The organism is Kitasatospora sp. NPDC058170 (assembly GCF_042883905.1).
Classification (GTDB): domain Bacteria; phylum Actinomycetota; class Actinomycetes; order Streptomycetales; family Streptomycetaceae; genus Kitasatospora.
Window position 1 is genome coordinate 17,418 of the sequence record NZ_JBHVUV010000014.1, and the last position, 20,191, is coordinate 37,608.

Consider the following 20,191-nt stretch of genomic DNA (forward strand, 5'->3'; position numbering starts at 1 on the left):
CGATCGATGAGCAAGTGGAGCACGGTGGGACCCAGGTGAACCGGACGATCATGCTGCCGGCCTCCCTCGACGAGGCCGTCGACGCGCTGGCCGCCACCCCGGCCGCGGTACCGGTGGCCGGCGCCACCGACCTGATGGAGGCCGTCAACGCCGGACGGCTGCGCCCCGCCGCCCTGATCGGCCTCGGCCGGATCACCGAGCTGCGCGGCTGGCGCTACGAGGACGGCGGCACCGCCGTGCTCGGCGCCGGACTCACCCACGCCCGGATGGACCGCCCCGACTTCGCCGCCCTGATCCCGGCCCTGGCCGACGCGGCGCGCACCGCGGGCCCGCCGCAGGTGCGCAACGTCGGCACCCTCGGCGGCAACATCGCCACCGCCGCCCCGGCCGGCGACACCCTGCCGGTGCTCGCCGCGCTGGAGGCCAGCGTCACCCTCGCCCGGGCCGGCGCCACCCGCGAGGTACCGGTCAGCCACCTGCTCACCGGCCTCGACCCGGTGCGCCCCGGTGAACTGCTCACCTGGGTGCGCGTCCCGCTGCTGCACGCCCCGCAGGTCTTCCTCAAGGCCACCGGCCGCAGCGGCCCGGCCCGCGCCACCGCCTCCGTCGCCCTCGTCCTCGACCCCGCCCGGCGGGCCGTGCGCTGCGCCGTCGGCGCCGTCGCCCCCGTGCCGCTGCGCCCGCTGGAGGCCGAGGCCTGGGTGGCCGGCTGCATCGACTGGGACGGCTCCCGGGAGATCGACCCCGCCGCGACGGCCGCCTTCGGCGAGTACGTGGCCGCCGCCTGCGTACCCGACAGCTACGGCGCCGAGGGCGCCTGGGAGGCCGTGACCGAGGGGCCGAGCGCGGCGGCCGTTCGGCTGCGGCGTACCGTATCGGTGCTGGCCCGCCGGGCACTGGGAAGGGCGCTGAAGTGACCACAGACCCCATCGAAACCCTCGACCCGGGCCCGCTCGACCACGCCCCGCAGGTCAGCCGCGAGCTGCGCCCCTGCGCCTCGTACACGCTGCGGGTCAACGGTTTCGAACGGCCCGTCACCGACGCCTGGATCGGCGAGAGCCTGCTCTACGTGCTGCGCGAGCGGCTCGGGCTGGCCGGCGCCAAGGACGGCTGCGAGCAGGGCGAGTGCGGCGCCTGCTCGGTGCAGGTGGACGGCCAGCTGGTGGCCGGCTGCCTGGTGCCCGCCGCACTCGCCGCCGACAGCGAGATCAACACCGTCGAGGGCCTGTCGGCCGCCGGCGCCGCCAGCGACGTCCAGCAGGCGCTGGCCGAGTCCGGCGCGGTGCAGTGCGGCTACTGCACGCCCGGCATGGCGATGGCCGTGCACGACCTGCTCCAGCGCAACCACCGGCCCACCGAGGTCGAGGCCCGCCAGGCGCTCTGCGGCAACCTCTGCCGCTGCACCGGCTACCGGGGCGTGCTGGCCGCCGTGCAGAGCGTCGCCGACGCGCGCGCCGCGCAGACCGAGGAGGCCGAGGAGGCCCCCGCCGAGGCCGCCGCCGCGCCCGCCGCGGAGCCCGCCGCCGAGGCCGGGCCCGCCGCCGGGCGCTCCGTCGGCGACCTGCCGGTCTACACCGACGCCGACGCCTGGATCGAGCACGTCCCCCAGCCGCCCGCCGAGGAGACCCCGACCACCGCCGGCACGGGCGTCGGCGTCGGCATGCAGTACGGCACGCCGGACGGGCACGGCGGCTACGACACCGGCGTGTACGACACCACCGTCCTGCGGCCCGTCCAGGACCTGCCGGTCCAGGGAGCCCCCGTCCACGGCATCCCCGGGCAGCCCGCCGAGTCCGGCTACTACCCGCAGCCGGGCTACCCCGGGACGGCGTACCAGGGCACCCCGGCGCACGGCACCTACGTCCCCGGCCACCAGGACGGCGGCTACCAGCAGCAGCCCGGCTACGACGGCGCCGCGTCCTACGACGGCCCGGTCTACGAGACCACCCCCGCGCACGGCATCGCCTTCGACGCCGCCGCCTTCGACGGGACGCCCGGCCACGGCGCGCCGTACGTCCCCGCGCCCCCGCACGGCGTCCCGGCCGAGGGCACCGCCCCCGCCGGCGTCCCGTACGGCGCCACCCCCGCCCACGGCATCCGGCTCCCCGAGGACGACCACGCATCATGACCTCGCCGACCGACATCACGGCCGCCGGCCAGCAGCAGGACGGCGGCGAAGGCGGCGCGCCGGAGCCGTTCGGGCTCGGCAGCTCCCCGCTGCGCAGCGACGCGCTCCCCAAGGCCCTCGGCATCTACCCGTACGCCGCGGACCTCTGGGCCGAGGGGCTGCTCTGGGGCGCGGTACTGCGCTCGCCCCACCCGCACGCCCGGATCAAGGGCATCGACACCTCGGCCGCGCTCGCCCTGCCCGGCGTGCACGCCGTGGTCACCGCCGCCGACCTGCCGGCCGGCCCGGACGGGAGCCCCGACGGCGCGCCGGCCGGGCCGATCGTCGCCGACCGGCCGGTGCTGGCCGCCGGCGTGGTCCGCCACCACGGCGAGCCGGTCGCCGCCGTGGCCGCCGACCACCCGGACACCGCCCGCCTCGCGGTCGGCCTGATCACCGTCGAGTACGAGCCGCTGGAGGCCGTCACCGACCCCGAGCAGGCCTTCACCGCCCCCGCGCTGCACCCCGACGGCAACCTGTTCCGGCACCTGCCGCTGCGCACCGGCGACCCGGACGCGGCCGGCGAGGTCATCGTCGAGGGCCTGTACCAGGTCGGCCGGCAGGACCCGGCGCCGCTCGGCGCCGAGGCCGGCCTCGCCGTGCCGCGCCCGGACGGCGGCGTGGAGCTGCACCTGTCCTCCACCGACCCGCACGGCGACCGCGACCGCACCGCCGCCTGCCTCGGCCTGGAGCCCGACCGGGTCCGGCTGGTGGTCACCGGCGTGCCCGGCGCCACCTCGGACCGCGAGGACCTCTCCTTCCAGGTCACCCTGGCCCTGCTGGCGCTGCGCACCGGCCGCCCGGTGAAGATGACCCTCACCCGCGAGGAGTCCTTCCAGACACACACCTCCCGCCACCCGGCCCTGCTGCGCTACCGCCACCACGCGGACGCCGAGGGCCGGCTGGTCAAGGTCGAGGCGCAGATCCTGCTGGACGGCGGGGCCTACGCGGACGTCTCCGCCGAGGCACTGGCCGCCGCGACCGCCTTCTCGGTCGGCCCGTACGTCTGCCCGAACGTCTTCGTCGACGCCTGGGCGGTGCGCACCAACAACCCGCCGGCCGGCCGGATGCGCGGCGAGGGCGCCCTGCAGGCCTGCTTCGCCTACGAGTCGCAGCTGGACCAGCTGGCCGCCCGGGTGGGCGTGGACCCGCTGGAAATCCGCCGCCGCAACGCGCTGGCGACCGGGGACCCGATGCCCACCGGACAGGCCGTCACCTGCCCCGCGCCGGTGGCCGCACTGCTGGACGCGCTGGCCGAGGAGCCGCTGCCCGCGCTGCCGGTGGACGACCCGGACGCCGAGTGGCTGCTGCCGGGCGGGCCCGGCGGCGCCGGGGACCCGGCGGCGGTGCGGCGCGGCATCGGCTACGCGGTGGGCATGGTGCACATGCTGGGCGCCGAGGGCGAGGACGAGGTCTCCACCGCGACGGTGCGGGTCAGCGGCGACCACGCCACGGTGATCTGCGCGGCCGTCGACTCCGGGCAGGGCTTCGCCACGCTGGCCCGGCAGATCGTGCAGTCCGTGCTGGGCGTCAGCGAGGTCTACATCGCGCCGGCCGACAGCGACCAGTCGATCGCCGGGCCCTCGGCCCGGGGCCGGCACACCTGGGTCTCCGGCGGCGCCGTCGAGCGGGCCGCGCTGATGGTCCGCCACCAGCTGCTGCAGCCGATCGCCGCCAACTTCGGGATGTCGGTGGAGCTGCTGCAGATCGCCGACGGCAAGATCACCTCCTACGACGGGGTGCTCGGCATGCCGGTCGCCGAGGCGCTGGAGGGCAAGGAGCTCTGGGCCACCGCGCAGTGCCGTCCGCACCCGACGGAGCCGCTGGACGAGGCCGGGCAGGGCGACGCCTTCGTCTCCATCGCGTTCTGCGCGATGCGGGCGGTGGTGGACGTGGACATCGAGCTCGGCGCCGTCCGGGTGGTCGAGGTGACCGTCGCCCAGGACGTCGGCCGGGCGCTGAACCCGCGCCAGATCGAGGACCGGATCGAGGCGGGCGTGGCGCAGGGCGTGGGCCTGGCGCTGCTGGAGGACCTGCGCACCGAGGGCGGCCTGCTGGTCAACCCCTCGCTGACCGGCTACCGGCTGCCGACCGCGCTGGACACCCCCGAGGTGCGGATCGCGGCGCTGCTGGAGGAGCGGGACGTGGTCGCCACCTTCGGCGCCAAGGCGGTCAGCGCCGCGCCCGCCGTGGTCGCCCCGTCGGCCGTCGCCGCCGCCGTCCGGGCCGCCACCGGGCTGCCGGTCGGCCGGCTGCCGATCCGTGCCGAGGACGCCGTCACGGCGTGAGCCGCGGGGGAGCGGAGGGGGGCCGGCCCCCCTCCGCTCCCCTTTTTCCATTCCGGGTGAATTCCCGGGAAACGGGAACGACGAATTGCCGGTCGGCAGAAAAGATGCCGACCGGCAATTCGTCGCGTGGAGGCCATGACGGGAATCGAACCCGTGTAAACCGCTTTGCAGGCGGTTCCCTAAACCACTCGGGCACACGGCCGTGGGGTGGGGCTGTACTGCGGGGCTGTACTGCGGGGCGCGCTCAGGCGCGGCGGCAGCAGCGACAGGCGCGACAACACCGGGGAGCGGTGGCACAGGTGCGGTGCGCCGCGCGGGCCGCCGTCTTCCTGTCCATGTCCGACTCCTGTCGTCGTTCGCCGTTGGTGAATTCATAGTGGCGGAATGGGCGGCGGCCCGTCAATATCCCTTTGTAAATTCTGCATGGCGGGGTGTGCTACCTTCGAAGACAGGTGGCCGGAGTTGCGGCCGCCCCGGACGAGCGCGTCGTACCCGGTGAGACAAGACGGCGCAGTACAGCGGCAATCCGGCCGCTGCTGACTGCGGAGGTCCATCGTCATGGCCTGGCTCGTTCTGATCATCTCGGGTGTCCTGGAGACCGTCTGGGCCGTCGCCCTGGAGTCCTCCAAGGGCTTCTCCCGACCCGTCGCCAGCCTCGTCTTCGGCGTGGCCCTGCTGCTGAGCATGGGCGGCCTGGCGTACGCGATGCGCACCATCCCGATCGGCACCGGCTACGCGGTCTGGGTCGGCATCGGCGCGGTCGGGACGGCGCTCTACGGCATGGCCGTCCTCGGCGACGCGGTCACCATGGCCCGGATCGGCTGCCTGCTGCTGATCGTCTCCGGCGTGGTGGGCCTCAAGGTCCTGCACTGAGCCGGCGGCGCCCCGCCTCCGGGACCGGACGGACCTAGGTCGTGCGACGGATCCGGTCACCGACCCGAGTCAGGGGTCATGCGGGTCGACGGGTCTTACGATGTTACGTATGACCACAGCCTCCCCCACCTCGGTCGACCCTGCCCCGACAGTCCTCCCGGCCGACCCCGGCGGCGGGGTCCTCAGCGGCCGCTACCGGGCGCTGACCCTGGGGATCGTCTCCGTGGTCCTGCTGCTCGCCTTCGAGGCCACCGCCGTCAACACCGCGATGCCGCAGGCGGCCCGGCAGCTGCACGGTCTCGGGCTCTACGCCTTCGCCTTCTCCGGCTACTTCACCACCACGCTGTTCGCCCTGGTCGTCTCCGGCCAGTGGTGCGACCGGCGGGGCCCGCTGCAACCGCTGTTCACCGGCATCGTGGTGTTCGGCGCGGGCCTGGTGGTGGCCGGATCCGCGCCCGGGATGTGGGTCTTCGTGGCCGGCCGGGCGATCCAGGGCCTGGGCGGCGGGCTGGTGATCGTCGCGCTCTACGTGGTGGTCGGCCGGGCCTACCCGGAGCGGCTGCGGCCGGCCGTGTTCGCGGCCTTCTCCTCGGCCTGGGTGCTGCCCTCGATCATCGGCCCGGTGGTCTCCGGGGCCGTCACCCAGCACCTGGGCTGGCGCTGGGTGTTCCTCGCCGTCCCGGCGCTGATCCTGCTGCCGCTGGCGGTGATGGGCCCGGCGCTGCGCCGCTCCGAACGGAGCCAGCCGGCTCCCAAGGGCGGCGAGCTCGACCGCCGGCGCACCGTGCTGGCCGCGATGGCCGCGCTCGGCGCCGGCCTGCTGCAGTACGCCGGCGAGCGCCGGGACCTGGTCGGGCTGCTCCCGGCGGCCGCGGGGGCGGCCCTGCTGCTGCCCGCGGTGCTGGGGCTGCTGCCGACCGGGACCCTGCGCGCCGCGCGCGGGCTGCCGACGGTGATCCTGCTGCGCGGGGTGGCGGCGGGGGCGTTCTTCGCGGCCGAGGCGTTCATCCCGCTGATGATGGTGACCCAGCGCGGCCTCTCCCCGACGCTGGCCGGGCTGACCCTGACCAGCGGCGGCCTGTCCTGGGCGCTGGGCTCCTGGCTGCAGGGCCGGCCGGGCGCGGAGCGCTACCGAGAGGCGATGATCCGCGTCGGCTTCGTGCTGACCGCGGTGGCGATCGCGGGCGCGGCGCTGGTGCTCGTCCCGGCGGTGCCGACCTGGGCGGCCGCGGTGGCCTGGGGCGTCGGCGGGATCGGGATGGGGATGGCCGTGGCGAGTGTCAGCGTGCTGATGCTGAAGCTGTCCTCGCCCGAGGACGCCGGGGCCAACTCGGCCTCGCTGCAGATGAGCGACGCGCTCGGCAACGTGCTGCTGATAGGCCTGTCCGGGGTGCTGTTCTCGGCGCTGGGCGGCGGCTCGCTGGCCGCCGCCCACGAGGGCGCGGAGGGCGGCGGCGCCTCGACGGGCGCCTTCGCGGCGATCTTCCTGACCATGACCGGGGTGGCGCTGCTGGGCGCGCTGGTCTCCGGGCGGGTGCGCAGGGCCTGACGGTCACTTGCCGCCGGCGACGGGGGAGGCCGCGGCGCCGGCCGGGGCGGGGGAGCCGAGGAAGGTCTCCCAGCCCCCGGTCGGCGCCTGCCCGGCGGGCAGGGTCTGCAGCTTGCGCAGCACCGCCGGGTCCTGCGCGTCCAGCCAGTTCACCAGCTGGCGGAAGGAGACCAGCCGCACCTCGGGCTTCCCCGCGACGGCCTTGAGCACGTCCTCGACGGCGTTCATGTAGATGCCGCCGTTCCACTGCTCGAAGTGGTTGCCGATGATGTACGGCGCCCGGTTGGTGGTGTACGCCCGCTCGAAGCCCATCAGGTAGGAGTCCCGGGCCTGGGTCTGGTAGGCGGGGTGCAGCGCCGGGTCGGCCTTGGTGTTGCTGCCGGACTGGTTGAACATGATGTTGTAGTCCATCGACAGCACCTGGAAGGTGTGCCCGGGGAAGGGGATGGACTGCAGCGGCAGGTCCCACAGCGCGCCGCCCTGGATCTTCTGCGGCCACACCTGGGTCCCGTTGCCGCTGCTGTCGTAGCGCCAGCCGCGCTTGGCGGCGGTCGGCAGCAGGGCGCGCTGGCCCTCCAGGCAGGGGGTGCGGCTGCCGATCAGCTCCTTGCGGTAGTCGAAGGGCAGGGCCGGCAGGTCGGTGTAGCCGGTGTTGCTCCGCCAGTTCATGACGAAGTCCATCGCCTGCTGGATCTCGCTGTCCCACTCCTCCGGGGACCACCGGCCGACGCCCTCGGCGCCGCAGAAGTGCCCGTTGAAGTGGGTGCCGATCTCGTGGCCCTCCAGCCAGGCGGCGTGCAGGTTCTCCAGGGTGTCGCGGATGTGCTGGTCGCTCAGGTAGCCGATGTCGGAGGCGCCGACCTTGTGCTGCGGCGGGCGGTAGAGGTCCTTCTTGGACTCGGGCAGCAGGTAGAGGCCGCTGAGGAAGAAGGTCATCGAGGCGTTGTGCTCCCGCGCGAGCCGGCGGAACCGGCCGAACAGGCCGTTGTCCAGCTCTCCGGCGCCGTCCCAGGAGAACACCACGAACTGCGGCGGGCGCTCGCCGAGCTTCAGCGGCTCGGGCTCGGGCTGGTTGGGCTGCGGTCCGGTGTCCGAGGTGGAGCCGTCGCCGATCAGGGTGGCGGGCGGCTTCGGGGCCGGGCTCGGGGGGCCTGCCTGGTCCGCCGCGGGGTCGGCCGGGACCGGGACGGGGGCGGCCTGTCCGGCGGCCGAGCCGTCGTTTCCGCCGCAGCCGGCCGCGAGGGTGGCGGCGGTGGCGGCACCGGCGGCCAGCAGGGTGCGACGGGAGAGAGCGTCCATGGTCACTCCGTTCATCGGTCGTGCGGCGGCCGGACGGCGCGCGGCAGTCCGGTCGGACAAGTGCGGTGATAGACCTTGAGCGGGGTCAGCATGGCATGTGGACGCGTACGGTCCGTGATCCACCACGTTCGGTCGCAACTGATCGCCCGATTGGTGCAACCGGACTGACGTCCGAGAGAGTCGATATCTCTCGGTCGTCCTGTCGGGCGATCCGGAGGTGGCCGCCACGGCGGTCGGCGCTCTCTCTCGGTGACCGTTCACCCACCCGGAGCAGGACTCGGGCCCACAGCCCTGCCGATCGGGGGGTCTGAATACGACCATCGTATTGATGTGCCTTAAAGTCCGATCCGGTTGGATTGTTCCCAGGAATCTCCCAGGAACGATCAGTCATCAGCAGAGGGGAGGCGCCGGGTGGGCGCCCAGCAGAACAGGAGTCCGTGGCCGGGCACCCTGGCGGTCGGCGCCGCGCTCGTCCTCGGCGCCTGGATGCTGCACGACGGGGGCCAGGGCGGGCTCCCCCCGCTCCCCGGCGGCGGCCAGGCCCTCTCCGGCTTCGCCCCGGTCTCGGTCGTCCCTCCGCTCGGGGCCTCCGCCCCGACCCGGATCCGCATCCCGGCCGTCAAGCTGGACGCGCCCGTCACCGGCCTCGGCCTGGACGGCGACGGCCACCTCCAGGCACCGCCGGAGGCCGACCGCAACCTGGCCGGCTGGTACCGCGGCGGAGCCACCCCCGGCCAGCGCGGAACCGCGATCATCGCCGGGCACGTCGACAACCACAACGGTCCCGCGGTCTTCTACCACCTGGGCGCGCTGCACCGCGGCGACCGGATCGAGATCGCCCGTGAGGACGGTGCCACCGCCGTGTACCAGCTGTACGCCATCGAGGTCCACGACCGGAAGGACTTCCCCGACGACCGGGTCTACCGGCAGGCTGCCGACGCGCAGCTGCGGGTCATCACCTGCGGCGGCGGGTACAGCGAGGACCGCGGCTACGAGGGCAACGTCGTCGCGTACGGCTTCCTGGCCGACACCACCCGGCCGGGGAAGGGCGCATGAACACCGTCTCGCTTGCTGTCACCTGGAACCCGATCGACTGGTCGCTGATCCACGGCCCGATCCCGCGCGCCGTCCTGCTGGCCGGCTGGGGCTCGCTGCTGGCGCTCGCCGTCTCCCGCGGCCGGCCCTGGTGGAACCGGCGGCTGCCGGCCGCGCTCGTGCTCGCCGCCGTCCTGACCAAGCTCGTCGACATGGCCGTCGACGACTGGTGGCACCCCTTCCCCGAGGGGCTGCCCCGGTACGTCATCTGGTGGATAGCCTGGGCGGTCACCGGGTTCTGCCTGCTCGGCTTCCGGGTGCCGCGACTGGCCCGCCGGGGCCGGGTGCTGGCCGCCGTCGGCGCCGCGCTGGTGCTGCTCATGGGCGCCTCGCAGGTCAACCGGGGCTTCGAGCAGTACCCGAGCGGCCGGGTCATGCTGGCGCCGTGGCTCTCCCACACCCAGGAGCTCACCACCAGCAAGGAGGCCCGAACGGTGTCCGCGCCGCCGGGGAAGGTCCTCTCCGAGGTCTGGCACGCGCCGCCCGGGCTCCCCGACAAGGGAACCGTCTCCAAGACGCCCATCCCCGGGGTCAAGTCCGGCTTCAAGGCCCGGGACGCCTACGTCTACCTGCCGCCCGCCTACCAGGCCAGCCCCCGGCCGCTGCTGCCCGTCATCGTGATGCTCGGCGGCCAGCCCGGCGTCCCCGAGGACTGGGTGCACACCGCCCAGCTGAACGAGACGCTGGACGCCTTCGCCGCCGAGCACGACGGCCTGGCCCCGATCGTGGTGATGCCCGACCAGCTCGGCTCGACCTGGGCCAACCCGCTCTGCCTCGACTCGAAGATCGGCAAGACGCAGACCTACCTGGCCGAGGACGTCCCCAACTGGGTCCGGCACAACCTCCAGGCCTCCGAGGACCGGCGCTCCTGGGTGATCGGCGGCGCCTCGATGGGCGGCACCTGCGCCCTCCAGCTGGCCGTCAACGCCCCCCAGGTCTACGGGGTCTTCCTCGACATGGCCGGGCAGGAGGAGCCCACCCTCGGCAGCCGCGCCGAGACCGTGAAGGCCGCCTTCGACGGGGACGAGGACGCCTTCACGGCGGTCAACCCACTGGACGTGATGTCGCGCAAGCGCTTCCCCGACACCGTCGGCGCGATCGTGGTCGGCGAGAAGGACGACGACTTCGTCGTGATGCAGCGCAGGGTCTACGAAGCCGCGCTGGCCGCCGGGATGACGGCCAAGTTCGACCTGATGCCGGGCGGGCACGGCTGGGTCGTGTTCCGGCCGAGCATGGTCGCCCAGGTGCCCTGGCTCGCCCAGCAGACCGGGCTCACCCGGTGATCCGGCTCGGTCCGGACCCCCGGCCGGTACTCGACCAGGCCCCGGTCGCCCGGGGGCCGGAACCCCGCCCCCAGCGGGCCCGGCGGGCCGCCCGCGCGCTCGCCGCCCGGCTGCGCGCGGCGCCGCTCACGCTCACCCTGCTGGCCGGCCTGTGGGCGGTCGGCGCCGCCACCGGAAGCCTGGTCGGCGGCCCGTCCGACCGGCTGCTGGCCCAGGTCGGCGTCGGCGTGCCCACCCTGACGGCGGGGCACTGGTGGGCTCCGTTCACCTCGCTGTTCTGGTGCTCCGGCACCGGTTCGTACGTCTTCACCAGCCTGCTGCTGCTCCTGGTCGGCCCGGCCGCCGAGCGCCGGATCGGCCGGGTCAGGACCGTCGGCGTGCTGGTCGGCGGCCAGCTGCTCGGGACCCTGCTGGGCACCGCGCTGGTCGAGGCCGGCTCCCGGGTCGGCGAGCAGTGGACCGACTCGGTCGCCGACCAGACCTCGACCGGCCCCGGCGTCGGCCTGTTCGCCCTGGCCGGGGTGCTGGGCTACCGGCTCACCGTGCTCTGGCGCCGCCGGCTGCACCTGCTGGTGGTGCTCGTGCCGCTGGTGATGACGCTGTACGTCGGGCACCTGCAGAGCGTCCAGCGGTTCACCGGCGCGGTGATCGGGCTCGGCGCGGGCGCGCTGTTCCTGCGCGTGCGGCCGTACTCCCGCCAGCGCCGGACCTCGCACACCGAGGTCCGGGTGCTGGTCGCCCTCTGCCTGGTCGCCGCCGCGCTCGGGCCGCTGCTCGCCTCGCTGTACGACAACGCCAGCGGGCCGTTCAACACCTTCTCCGAGATCTACCTCTCGCACCGGCTCACCCCCGACGAGGTCGCGGACTTCTGCGCGGGCTCGCCCCACGACTGCGCCCGGGCGCACGCCGTCGAGCGGATCTTCGACACCCCCGCCCGGCTGATGGCCGCGCTCTTCCCGGCGCTGCTGCTGGTCCTCGCCGAGGGCCTGCGCCGCGGCCTGCGCTCGGCCTGGCGGATCACCGTCGCCACCGAGCTGCTCTGGACCGCGCTGCTGGCCTGGCTGTTCGTCGGGACCCGCGCCGGCACGGGCGACACCGTCCAGTACTTCGTCGAGGCGCTGCTGCTGCCGCTGCTCACCCTCGGCCTGCTGGTCACCACCCGGCACCGGTTCGGCCTGCGGCTGCAGGGCGTGGTGGTCGGCCGGCTCGCCGCCGTCCTCGGCGGCGCCCTGCTGGTGGCCGGCGCCGCGTACGCCGGCCTCGGCATCCTGGTGGCCGAGCAGTTCGAGCCGGGTGCCACCTTCCGCGGGATGGTCTCCGGGCTGCCGGCCGAGTTCCTGCCGCCGGCCTACAACGACCTGATGCCGGACTACCCGATCGCGGTCGGCCCGGTGGCCCGTTTCCTGGAGACGTACTGCGGGCTGGCCTTCTGGGCGGTCGCGCTGTTCGCGCTGCTGCTGGCCTTCCGCCGGCCGGTGCTGCACGCCGACGCCGAGGACGCCGCCCGCGCCCGGGCGCTGCTCGCCGAGCACGGCGGCGGCACGCTGTCCTTCATCACCACCTGGGACGGCAACCACTACTGGTTCGACGAGGACGGCCGGGCCGCCGTGGCCTACCGGGTGCTGTCCACCGTGGCGCTGACCACCGGCGACCCGTTCGGCGAGCCGGAGGCCCGCCGGCGCGCGGTCGCCGGGTTCGCCCGGTTCTGCGACGCCCGCGGCTGGACGCCGTGCTTCTACAGCGTCACCCCGGCCACCCGGGACGCCGCCGAGCAGCTCGGCTGGCGCTCGCTGCAGGTCGCCGAGGACACCGTGGTGGCGCTGCCGGAGCTGGCCTTCACCGGCCGCAAGTGGCAGGACATCCGGACCGCGCTGAACAAGGCCGGCAAGCAGGGCATCAGCGCCGAGTGGTGGTCGTACCACGAGGCACCGATCGCCCTGAAGGACCAGATCCGCTCGATCTCCGAGGAGTGGGTCTCCGAGAAGGGCCTGCCCGAGATGGGCTTCACCCTCGGCGGCCTCGAGGAGCTGGACGATCCGGCGGTGCGGGTGCTGATAGCCGTCGACCAGGACCGCAGGGTGCACGGGGTGACCAGCTGGATGCCGGTGTACGAGGCGGGGGAGCCGGTCGGCTGGACCCTGGACTTCATGCGCCGGCGCTCGGACGGCTTCCGCGGGGTGACGGAGTTCCTGATCGCCTCGGCCGCGCTCGGCTTCAAGGAGGAGGGCGCGCGCTTCCTCTCGCTGTCCGGCGCGCCGCTGGCCCGCTCCGGGCAGGGCGGGGACCCGGGCGGGCTGCAGCGGATGCTGGACTGGATGGGCCGGGTGCTGGAGCCGGTGTACGGGTTCCGCTCGCTGCTGGCGTTCAAGGCCAAGTTCCAGCCCGAGTACCGGCCGATGTACATGTCCTACCCGGACCCGGCGGCGCTCGCCAGCATCACCCGGGCGATCGGCAAGGCCTACCTGCCGCACCTCACCGCCGCGCAGGGGGTCCGGCTGATGCGTCGGCTGTCGCTCTGAGCCGACGGGGCCGGCGGCCGGGAGCCGCGGGGGCGCTCCCGGACGACGGACCCCAGGACGGTTCGGCACGCGCCAGGTCCTGTCCGGTCGATCTTGGCGGATCAGCGCGCGGCGTTGGGCGCCCGGTTGGGCGTGCGCCCGGATCGCCCTCGTACTGGACGTACTTGGGTGATTCGGGCGTGCGTTCAGGCGGGATGCCCGGCGTCGCGCGCCCGGCAAGATCGGCCGGACAGGACCTAGCCGAGCAGCTCGGCGAGCGCGCGGTCGGCGTCCAGGTGCAGGTGCTCCTCGCCCTCGGGGACGAGCAGGCGGCTGCGCCACAGGAACCGCCGCAGGTCGGTGGTGTCGAACTGGAGCAGCGCGGTGCCCTCGGGCGCGCGCAGCTCGACCATGGTGCGTCGGCCCAGGGCGGGCCGGATGTGGACGTCGCCGACACCGGCGGGCAGCTCCAGGCCGGCCGTCAGCAGCTGGCGGGCGAAGACCCACTCGATGTCCTGGCCGCCGCCCTCGCCGTCCCCGCCGCACGCGGGGGCGGGGCCGGCGGCCGGCTCGTCCAGCGAGAACTCGGCCGGAAAGGCCATCCGCACGGCGAGCGGGTCCTCCGGGCGGTACCGCAGGGTCACCCGCAGCCGGATGGAGCGGTGGGTGGTGATGATCAGACTGGCGTGGACGGTCTGCTCGACGGCGGCGGTGTGCACGGCGGTTCCCTTCGGCGCGGTGAGGCCGGGTGGCGGCTGTGGAGGGTGGGGCGGCCTCACTCGGGTGAGAGTGGGCAGGGCGCGTGGGATTACCCGGTTTTCCCAACCCGTGGTGGTGACCTGCGTCACATCGGTTTCCGGCCGCGCGGGCCGTCCGAGGGCCGAGCCTGGCGGCCCCAAACGCGCCCAACCGGTACGCTGGACCGGTTGTCCGATTGCCGCCCGACCGCGGGGCTGGGCCGCTATTACTGCCCTGACCTGCGACGATCCCCCCTCGGAGACCGTGAGTACTGCCGCCGCCTCCTCGATGCCGCTCTTCTCCGACGCAGCCGAACCGCACGCGCCCGTCCGGGCCGCCGGCCATGGCGCGTCGGCCGCTTCGCACCACCTGTCGCCCGCCTTCCCCGGCCGCGCGCCCTGGGGTACCGCCGGCAAGCTCCGCGCCTGGCAGCAGGGGGCGCTGGACACGTACCTGGAGAAGCAGCCGCGCGACTTCCTCGCGGTCGCGACCCCGGGCGCCGGTAAGACCACCTTCGCGCTCACCCTGGCCTCGTACCTGCTGCACAACCACCTGGTGCAGCAGATCACCGTGGTCGCGCCGACCGAGCACCTGAAGAAGCAGTGGGCCGAGGCCGCCGCCCGGATAGGCATCCGGCTGGACCCGGCGTACTCCTCGGGGCCGCTCTCCCGCGACTACCACGGCATCGTGGTCACCTACGCGGGCGTCGGCGTGAACCCGATGCTGCACCGCAACCGCACCGAGGCCCGCAAGACGCTCGTCATCATGGACGAGATCCACCACGCCGGTGACTCCAAGTCCTGGGGCGAGGCCTGCTTCGAGGCCTTCGAGCCGGCCACCCGCCGACTGGCGCTGACCGGTACGCCGTTCCGCTCGGACACCAACCCGATCCCCTTCGTCCAGTACGAGGCGGGCGGCGACGGCATCCGCAAGTCGGTCGCCGACTACACCTACGGCTACGGGCACGCGCTCGCCGACCACGTCGTCCGCCCGGTGATCTTCCTGTCCTACAGCGGCAACATGCGCTGGCGCACCAAGTCCGGCGACGAGCTGGAGGCCCGGCTCGGCGAGCCGATGACCAAGGACCTGATCGCCCAGGCCTGGCGCACCGCGCTGGCCCCGCAGGGCGAGTGGATCCCCAGCGTGCTGCAGGCCGCCGACCGCCGGCTGAGCGAGGTCCGCAAGGCCATCCCGGACGCCGGCGGCCTGGTGATCGCCACCGACCAGAACACCGCCCGCGCCTACGCCAAGATCCTCCGCGAGATCAGCGGCGAGAAGGCCACCGTGGTGCTCTCCGACGAGGTCGAGGCGTCCAAGCGGATCTCCGACTACGCCGCGGGCGACTCCCGCTGGATGGTCGCGGTCCGGATGGTGTCCGAGGGCGTCGACGTGCCGCGCCTGGCCGTCGGGGTCTACGCCACCTCGATCTCCACCCCGCTGTTCTTCGCGCAGGCCGTCGGGCGCTTCGTGCGCGCCCGCAAGCGCGGCGAGACGGCCTCCGTCTTCCTGCCGACCATCCCGACGCTGCTGGGCTTCGCCAACGAGATGGAGCTCCAGCGCGACCACGTGCTGGACCGGCCGAAGAAGGAGGGCGAGGGCCTCTTCGACGAGGAGGACCGGCTGCTCGCCGAGGCCGAGCGGGCCAACGACGGCCCGGACGGGGCCGGCGGCGACGAGTTCTCCTACGAGGCGATCGGCTCCGACGCGGTCTTCGACCGGGTGCTGTACAACGCCATGGAGTTCGGCATGCAGGCGCACCCGGGCAGCGAGGAGGAGGAGGACTACCTCGGCATCCCGGGCCTGCTGGAGCCGGACCAGGTCCAGATGCTGCTGCAGAAACGCCAGCACCGGCAGATCCAGCGCAGCAAGGCCAAGCCCGCCGAGGAGGCCGACCTGCTGGAGCTGCCCGCCGAGCAGCGGCCAGTCGTGACCCACCAGGAACTGCGCGAGCTCCGCAAGGAGTTGAACGCACTGGTGGCGGCGTGGCACCACCGCACCAGCCAGCCGCACGGCACCATCCACAACGAGCTGCGCCGCCAGTGCGGCGGCCCGCTCACCGCCCAGGCCACCGCCAACCAGCTCACGGCGCGGATCGCCCGAATCCGGGAATGGGCGAAGTAATCGGACGTCAGACGGTTATCGGGTACCTGAGCCAAGGTCATATGACATTCAGGTATACGTGAAGGAATTGAAGAGACATCCGGTGTGATGATCGGCTAGTGTTCCGCGTGCCGCGCCGCTTCCGGGCCGTCGCAGCTGCGCGTCCCCCGTATCGGGCGGACGCCGCAGCCCCCGGGGAGCCGGGCCGGCGACCTCACCGACCCGAGGGGGCGACAACCATGTCGCCGCCCCCGGACATGCCATCACAAGGAGCACACCGAACGTGTCGTACCCCCCCTACGCCCAGCAGCAGCCCGAGCTCTCCGACAAGTCGAAGGTCGTCGCGGGGATCCTGCAGATCCTGCTCGGCAGCCTGGGCGTCGGCCGCTTCTACACCGGCCACATCGGCATGGGCATCGCCCAGCTGCTGACCTGCGGCGGCCTCGGCGTCTGGGCCCTGATCGACGGCATCCTGTTCCTCACCAGCAACGACCGCACCGACGCCCAGGGCCGTCTGCTGCGCAGCAACTGACCTTGCGCCCGACGCGTGCGGCACGCCGCCCCGGCCACGACGGCCGGGGCGGTTCTGTCGTACCCGCCCGGCTGCGCACGGCCGGTCCGCCGCTGGCGGTGCTCGCCGGGGGCCTGGCCGGGGCCGGGTACCTGTGGTCGCGCGATCCGCACCTGCCCGGACAGGTCCTGCCGTTCTGCGTGTTCCGCAAGGTCACCGGCCTGCAGTGCCCCGGCTGCGGCGGCACCCGGATGACCTACGACCTGCTGCACGGCGACCTCGCGGCGGCCTGGCAGGACAACGCGGCGCTGCTGCTGGCCCTGCCGCTGGTCGCCCTGCTCTACCTGACCTGGCTGCGGCACGGCCTGGCCGGGCGCAGCTGGCGCCCGCCGCTCGGGCGGCGCGGCACGGCCGTACTGCTCGGCACCGCCGCGGGCTGGGCGGTCCTGCGCAATCTGCTCTGACGATCTCGGCTCTCTGTCACCGGGTGATCACCCCCCTCCACCCGAGGTGTCCGAACTTCGGACTGTGCTCGAACTTACGCGCTGCCGAGCCCAGGGAAATAGTGCTATTTGCCCGGATTTGCCATGCCCGATGAAATCGATCATGACCGAATTTTGGACAAGCACTTCCGCCGCGACAATTCCTTCACTACCTTTCCCACACGCTCTCCCGCCGGGTAACCCCCCGCGAGACGGGCGCCGCAGGACCGCCAGGGCGTCAAGGACGACACACCGCGGCCCGAGCGCGGCCACCCGCCTGCGCGCGACACCCTGAGTCCCGGACCGGCGCCGCCGTTCCGCGACAGCCGCGGAAAGGAAATGCGCGTCGTGACTGCAGAGACCTCCCAGACCCTGGACCGTGGAGTCCGGGTCCTCAAACTCCTCGCCGACTCCGAGCGCGGGCTCACCGTCACCGAGCTGGCGGCCCGGCTGGCCGTCAACCGGACGGTCGTCTACCGGCTGCTCGCCACCCTGGAACAGCACGGCCTGGTCCGCCGGGACATCGGCGGCCGGGCCCGGGTGGGCCTCGGCGTGCTGCGCCTGGCGCACCGGGTGCACCCGCTGCTGCGCGAGGCGGCGCTGCCCGCCCTGCGCAGCCTGGCCGAGGACCTCGGCGCCACCGCCCACCTGACCCTGGTGGACGGCAGTGAGGCGCTGGCCGTCGCGGTGGTCGAGCCCAGCTGGACGGACTTCCACGTCGCGTACCGGACCGGCCTGCGCCATCCGCTGAGCGAGAGCGCCGCCGGACGGGCGATCCTGGAGGCGCGGGGCTTCCCCGGGCAGCGCCGGCCGGAGCAGGGCTTCGTCATCACCCGCGCGGAGGAGCAGTCCGGGGCGTGCGGCGCGGCCGCCGCGCTGCTGGGCCTGAGCGGTATCGAGGGCAGCGTCGGCGTGGTGATGCTGAACGGGCTCGTCCCCGAGCGGGTCGGCCCCCGGGTGGTGGAGGCCGCGACCGAGGTCGCCGACGCCCTGCGGTGATGCCCGCCGCGGGGGCCGGGTGTGTTTGGATGCCTCTGTGTCCGACCTCAAGCTGCCCAAGGCCCTGACCGCTCCCCGCACCCGCGCGCTGGCGCTGTGCGGTGCACTGGTCGCCGCGCTGTTCGGTGTGGCGGCCTTCGTCCCGCTGCCCTACACGCTCACCTGGCCGGGTGTGACGGCGGACACCCTCGGCAGCTACCAGGGCCGTCCGGTGCTCACGGTGACCGGAGCGCCGGTCCGCGCCACCGACGGCGAGCTGCGGATGGTGACGATCTCGGCGACCAATCCGGGGGAGCGCACCACCTTCTGGCGCTCCGTGCAGGCCTGGCTCGACCAGGACGAGGCGATCCGGCCGACCGACTCCGTCTATCCCCAGGAGGACCCGGCCAAGGCCGAGGAGGTGACGGCCCAGCAGATGGCCCAGTCGCAGGACAGCGCCACCGCGGCCGCGCTCTCCTACCTCCACCTCTCACCGGACCAGGTGAAGGTGAAGGTCGACCTCGGTGACATCGGCGGCCCGAGCGCCGGCCAGATGCTGGCGCTGGGCATCGTCGACAAGCTCGCCGGGGACGGCAAGGGCGGCGACCTCACCGGCGGGCTGAAGATCGCGGGCACCGGCACCATCGACGACGAGGGCAACGTCGGCGCGGTCGGCGGCGTGCCGCTGAAGACGCAGGCGGCCGCCCGGGACGGCGTCACGGTGTTCCTGCTGCCCAAGGACGAGTGCACGGACGCCAAGGTCAACACGCCCGAGGGCCTGCGGCTGGTGCCGGTCGGCACGCTGAGCGAGGCGGTCTCCGCGCTGGAGGCGCTGAAGAGCGGCGGCAGCGTCCCCGGCTGCTGAGGCGGTCGGGGACGTCGGGCGCCCTCGCGGGCCGCTGGCACATGCCTGAACTGGCGGTGAGTCGCCCCGCGAGTCGCCCCGCGGGGCCCGCCCCGGGCCCGGCCCGCAGGCCCCGCGGTCCGCGGGCCGCCGCTACTCGGCCGCGGCCTGGTCCACCAGCGGCAGGATCCGGTACGGCACCGGGTTCTCCAGCGCGATCGCCGTCGAGGACCGGACGATCCCGTCGAAGCCGACCACCCGGTCGATCACCCGCTGCAGGTCGGCGTTGGAGCGTGCCACGATCCGGACCATCATGTCGCCGCGACCGGTGATGGTGTGCAGCTCCAGCACCTCCGGGACGGCCGCCAGGTGGGCCCGCACGTCCTGGCCCTGGCCCTGGGAGATCTCCAGCGTGGCGAAGGCCGTCACCGGATAGCCGAGCGCCGCCGGGTCCACCTCCGGGCCGAAGCCGCCGATCACCCCCTTGGCCTGGAGCCGGTCCAGCCTCGCCTGGACGGTGCCGCGGGCCACCTGGAGGCGGCGCGAGCACTCCAGCACCCCGATCCGGGGCTCCTCGGCGAGCAGCCGGATCAGCCGGCCGTCCAGGGGGTCGATCGCATCGTTGCCGCTGCCCGCCGATGCGCCGGAAGATCCGTACACGGTAGGGGAGTTGGGCGAGTCGGGGGCGCTCGGGGCGTGGTCGGGGGGCATCGCGGGCTCCGTCCTCCGGTGGGCATTCTGTACAGCGGTGCGGCCGATTCTGCCGCCCCGGCACACAGCTTGACCAGGAGGAAACGGAACAGTTGCGCGGCGGTCGGCCCGGCGCCACCCTCCAGCCACAACCCCGTGCACCGGGCCCCACACCGGGCGCGAGGGCTCCGTGTGGTCCCGTACGCCTACCGGGAGGGCCGTCATGACCGACACCGCCGCCGAACCCGTCCTGCTCACCGCCGTCCGGGACGAGCCCGACCTCGTGCCGATGGGGCACGCCGACGCGGTGGTCTTCGCGGTCGGCGACGCCGAGCGGGCGGCCCGCCGCTACGCCGCCGCGCTCGGTCTGCGCTGTACCGCCTACGCCGGACCGGAGACCGGTGAGCCGGAGACCGTCTCCTACGTCCTGCGGGCGCCCGGGACGCGGATCGTGCTCACCTCGCTGGTCCAGGTCATCGGCCCGCGCGGCCGGGAGCTGGCCGCCCACCTGGCCCGGCACGGCGACGGGGTGGTGGACCTCGCACTCGCGGTGCCGGACGTCTACTACGCCTACGACTACGCCGTCGACCGGGGCGCCGGACCGCTCAGCGAGCCCTACGAGGTGCACGACCGCTACGGGACGGTGGTGCTCGCCGCGATCGGGGTGCCCGGCGGGACCAGGCACACCCTGGTCGACCGCTCCGGCTACACCGGGCCCTACCTGCCCGGATACCTGCCGGTCGAGCACTGGTGAGCCGGGCGGCGGCCGACGGGGAGGTGTCGAGCGGGGCGGTGG

At 74.0% G+C, this 20,191-nt stretch carries 17 protein-coding genes, 1 tRNA gene and 1 riboswitch; of the genes, 14 read left to right on the plus strand and 4 right to left on the minus strand.

The genetic code is table 11. From position 1 onward, the window contains the following. Positions 1 to 50: 50 nt before the first annotated feature. From ACFVVX_RS17245 to ACFVVX_RS17255, 3 genes are read left to right on the plus strand one after another with little or no spacing between them, the layout of a single operon-like run. A complete protein-coding gene (locus tag ACFVVX_RS17245; protein ID WP_387946558.1) occupies positions 51 to 917 on the plus strand; it encodes an FAD binding domain-containing protein in 867 nt (288 codons plus the stop codon). Then, positions 914 to 2,128, plus strand: coding sequence for a 2Fe-2S iron-sulfur cluster-binding protein (locus ACFVVX_RS17250; RefSeq protein WP_387946250.1), 1,215 nt, complete (start codon positions 914 to 916; stop codon positions 2,126 to 2,128). The genes ACFVVX_RS17245 and ACFVVX_RS17250 overlap by 4 nt, the downstream gene beginning before the upstream one ends. Beyond that, on the plus strand, positions 2,125 to 4,455 hold the full coding sequence (locus tag ACFVVX_RS17255; RefSeq protein ID WP_387946252.1) for a xanthine dehydrogenase family protein molybdopterin-binding subunit: 2,331 nt from the start codon (positions 2,125 to 2,127) through the stop codon (positions 4,453 to 4,455). The genes ACFVVX_RS17250 and ACFVVX_RS17255 overlap by 4 nt, the downstream gene beginning before the upstream one ends. A gap of 127 nt (positions 4,456 to 4,582) precedes the next feature. Here ACFVVX_RS17255 and ACFVVX_RS17260 read toward each other — a convergent pair. Then, positions 4,583 to 4,657: transfer RNA gene (locus ACFVVX_RS17260), tRNA-Cys, on the minus strand. A 247-nt stretch (positions 4,658 to 4,904) separates the two neighbouring features. Then, positions 4,905 to 4,970, plus strand: a riboswitch (guanidine-III (ykkC-III) riboswitch). 43 nt (positions 4,971 to 5,013) lie between these two features. Here ACFVVX_RS17260 and ACFVVX_RS17265 point away from each other — a divergent pair. After that, positions 5,014 to 5,328, plus strand: coding sequence for a DMT family transporter (locus tag ACFVVX_RS17265; RefSeq protein ID WP_387946254.1), 315 nt, complete (start codon positions 5,014 to 5,016; stop codon positions 5,326 to 5,328). A 109-nt stretch (positions 5,329 to 5,437) separates the two neighbouring features. Further along, the gene (locus ACFVVX_RS17270) at positions 5,438 to 6,877 is read left to right on the plus strand and encodes an MFS transporter (protein WP_387946256.1); all 1,440 of its coding nucleotides are present in this window, start codon (positions 5,438 to 5,440) and stop codon (positions 6,875 to 6,877) included. 3 nt (positions 6,878 to 6,880) lie between these two features. Here the strand turns inward: ACFVVX_RS17270 and ACFVVX_RS17275 are convergent, their stop codons facing one another. Beyond that, positions 6,881 to 8,176 (minus strand): hypothetical protein, encoded by a 1,296-nt coding sequence (locus ACFVVX_RS17275; RefSeq protein ID WP_387946258.1) that lies wholly within the window; start codon positions 8,174 to 8,176, stop codon positions 6,881 to 6,883. 486 nt (positions 8,177 to 8,662) lie between these two features. Here ACFVVX_RS17275 and ACFVVX_RS17280 point away from each other — a divergent pair, with 486 nt between their 5' ends. From ACFVVX_RS17280 to ACFVVX_RS17290, 3 genes are read left to right on the plus strand one after another with little or no spacing between them, the layout of a single operon-like run. Next, complete coding sequence (locus ACFVVX_RS17280; RefSeq protein WP_387946560.1) at positions 8,663 to 9,232, plus strand: class F sortase; 570 nt, start codon at positions 8,663 to 8,665, stop codon at positions 9,230 to 9,232. Continuing rightward, positions 9,229 to 10,554 (plus strand): alpha/beta hydrolase-fold protein, encoded by a 1,326-nt coding sequence (locus ACFVVX_RS17285; protein ID WP_387946260.1) that lies wholly within the window; start codon positions 9,229 to 9,231, stop codon positions 10,552 to 10,554. Before ACFVVX_RS17280 ends, ACFVVX_RS17285 begins: the two co-directional genes overlap by 4 nt. Beyond that, a complete protein-coding gene (locus ACFVVX_RS17290) occupies positions 10,551 to 13,073 on the plus strand; it encodes a bifunctional lysylphosphatidylglycerol flippase/synthetase MprF (protein ID WP_387946262.1) in 2,523 nt (840 codons plus the stop codon). Before ACFVVX_RS17285 ends, ACFVVX_RS17290 begins: the two co-directional genes overlap by 4 nt. Before the next feature lie 236 nt (positions 13,074 to 13,309). On the opposite strand, the gene ACFVVX_RS17295 is transcribed toward ACFVVX_RS17290, so the two are convergent. After that, the gene (locus ACFVVX_RS17295; RefSeq protein ID WP_387946264.1) at positions 13,310 to 13,771 is read right to left on the minus strand and encodes an SsgA family sporulation/cell division regulator; all 462 of its coding nucleotides are present in this window, start codon (positions 13,769 to 13,771) and stop codon (positions 13,310 to 13,312) included. A 307-nt stretch (positions 13,772 to 14,078) separates the two neighbouring features. Between ACFVVX_RS17295 and ACFVVX_RS17300 the strand changes: the two genes are divergently transcribed. The 5 genes from ACFVVX_RS17300 to ACFVVX_RS17320 all read left to right on the plus strand — a co-directional run bounded on the left by ACFVVX_RS17300 (position 14,079) and on the right by ACFVVX_RS17320 (position 18,726). Next, a complete protein-coding gene (locus tag ACFVVX_RS17300) occupies positions 14,079 to 15,911 on the plus strand; it encodes a DEAD/DEAH box helicase (protein ID WP_387946562.1) in 1,833 nt (610 codons plus the stop codon). 262 nt (positions 15,912 to 16,173) lie between these two features. After that, entirely contained in the window at positions 16,174 to 16,422 is a 249-nt protein-coding gene (locus ACFVVX_RS17305; RefSeq protein WP_387946266.1) for a TM2 domain-containing protein, read from the plus strand. A gap of 2 nt (positions 16,423 to 16,424) precedes the next feature. Beyond that, on the plus strand, positions 16,425 to 16,865 hold the full coding sequence (locus ACFVVX_RS17310) for a DUF2752 domain-containing protein (RefSeq protein ID WP_387946268.1): 441 nt from the start codon (positions 16,425 to 16,427) through the stop codon (positions 16,863 to 16,865). A gap of 366 nt (positions 16,866 to 17,231) precedes the next feature. Further along, complete coding sequence (locus ACFVVX_RS17315; protein WP_387946270.1) at positions 17,232 to 17,882, plus strand: IclR family transcriptional regulator; 651 nt, start codon at positions 17,232 to 17,234, stop codon at positions 17,880 to 17,882. 37 nt (positions 17,883 to 17,919) lie between these two features. Then, positions 17,920 to 18,726, plus strand: a complete 807-nt coding sequence (locus tag ACFVVX_RS17320; protein WP_387946272.1) for a S16 family serine protease — start codon at positions 17,920 to 17,922, stop codon at positions 18,724 to 18,726. Positions 18,727 to 18,858: 132 nt separating this feature from the next. Here ACFVVX_RS17320 and ACFVVX_RS17325 read toward each other — a convergent pair whose 3' ends face one another. Beyond that, positions 18,859 to 19,416, minus strand: coding sequence for an Lrp/AsnC family transcriptional regulator (locus ACFVVX_RS17325; protein ID WP_387946274.1), 558 nt, complete (start codon positions 19,414 to 19,416; stop codon positions 18,859 to 18,861). A 202-nt stretch (positions 19,417 to 19,618) separates the two neighbouring features. On the opposite strand from ACFVVX_RS17325, the gene ACFVVX_RS17330 reads away from it, so the two are divergent. Further along, a complete protein-coding gene (locus ACFVVX_RS17330) occupies positions 19,619 to 20,149 on the plus strand; it encodes a VOC family protein (RefSeq protein WP_387946276.1) in 531 nt (176 codons plus the stop codon). Positions 20,150 to 20,191: the final 42 nt, after the last annotated feature.

Bases quoted from the DNA above. Each gene is read 5' to 3' on its own strand.
- ACFVVX_RS17325 (WP_387946274.1), bottom strand. From the start codon at position 19,416: ATGCCCCCCGACCACGCCCCGAGCGCCCCCGACTCGCCCAACTCCCCT.
- ACFVVX_RS17255 (WP_387946252.1), top strand. From the start codon at position 2,125: ATGACCTCGCCGACCGACATCACGGCCGCCGGCCAGCAGCAGGACGGC.
- ACFVVX_RS17275 (WP_387946258.1), bottom strand. From the start codon at position 8,176: ATGGACGCTCTCTCCCGTCGCACCCTGCTGGCCGCCGGTGCCGCCACC.
- ACFVVX_RS17270 (WP_387946256.1), top strand. From the start codon at position 5,438: ATGACCACAGCCTCCCCCACCTCGGTCGACCCTGCCCCGACAGTCCTC.
- ACFVVX_RS17330 (WP_387946276.1), top strand. From the start codon at position 19,619: ATGACCGACACCGCCGCCGAACCCGTCCTGCTCACCGCCGTCCGGGAC.
- ACFVVX_RS17265 (WP_387946254.1), top strand. From the start codon at position 5,014: ATGGCCTGGCTCGTTCTGATCATCTCGGGTGTCCTGGAGACCGTCTGG.
- ACFVVX_RS17285 (WP_387946260.1), top strand. From the start codon at position 9,229: ATGAACACCGTCTCGCTTGCTGTCACCTGGAACCCGATCGACTGGTCG.
- ACFVVX_RS17245 (WP_387946558.1), top strand. From the start codon at position 51: ATGCTGCCGGCCTCCCTCGACGAGGCCGTCGACGCGCTGGCCGCCACC.
- ACFVVX_RS17280 (WP_387946560.1), top strand. From the start codon at position 8,663: ATGCTGCACGACGGGGGCCAGGGCGGGCTCCCCCCGCTCCCCGGCGGC.
- ACFVVX_RS17300 (WP_387946562.1), top strand. From the start codon at position 14,079: ATGCCGCTCTTCTCCGACGCAGCCGAACCGCACGCGCCCGTCCGGGCC.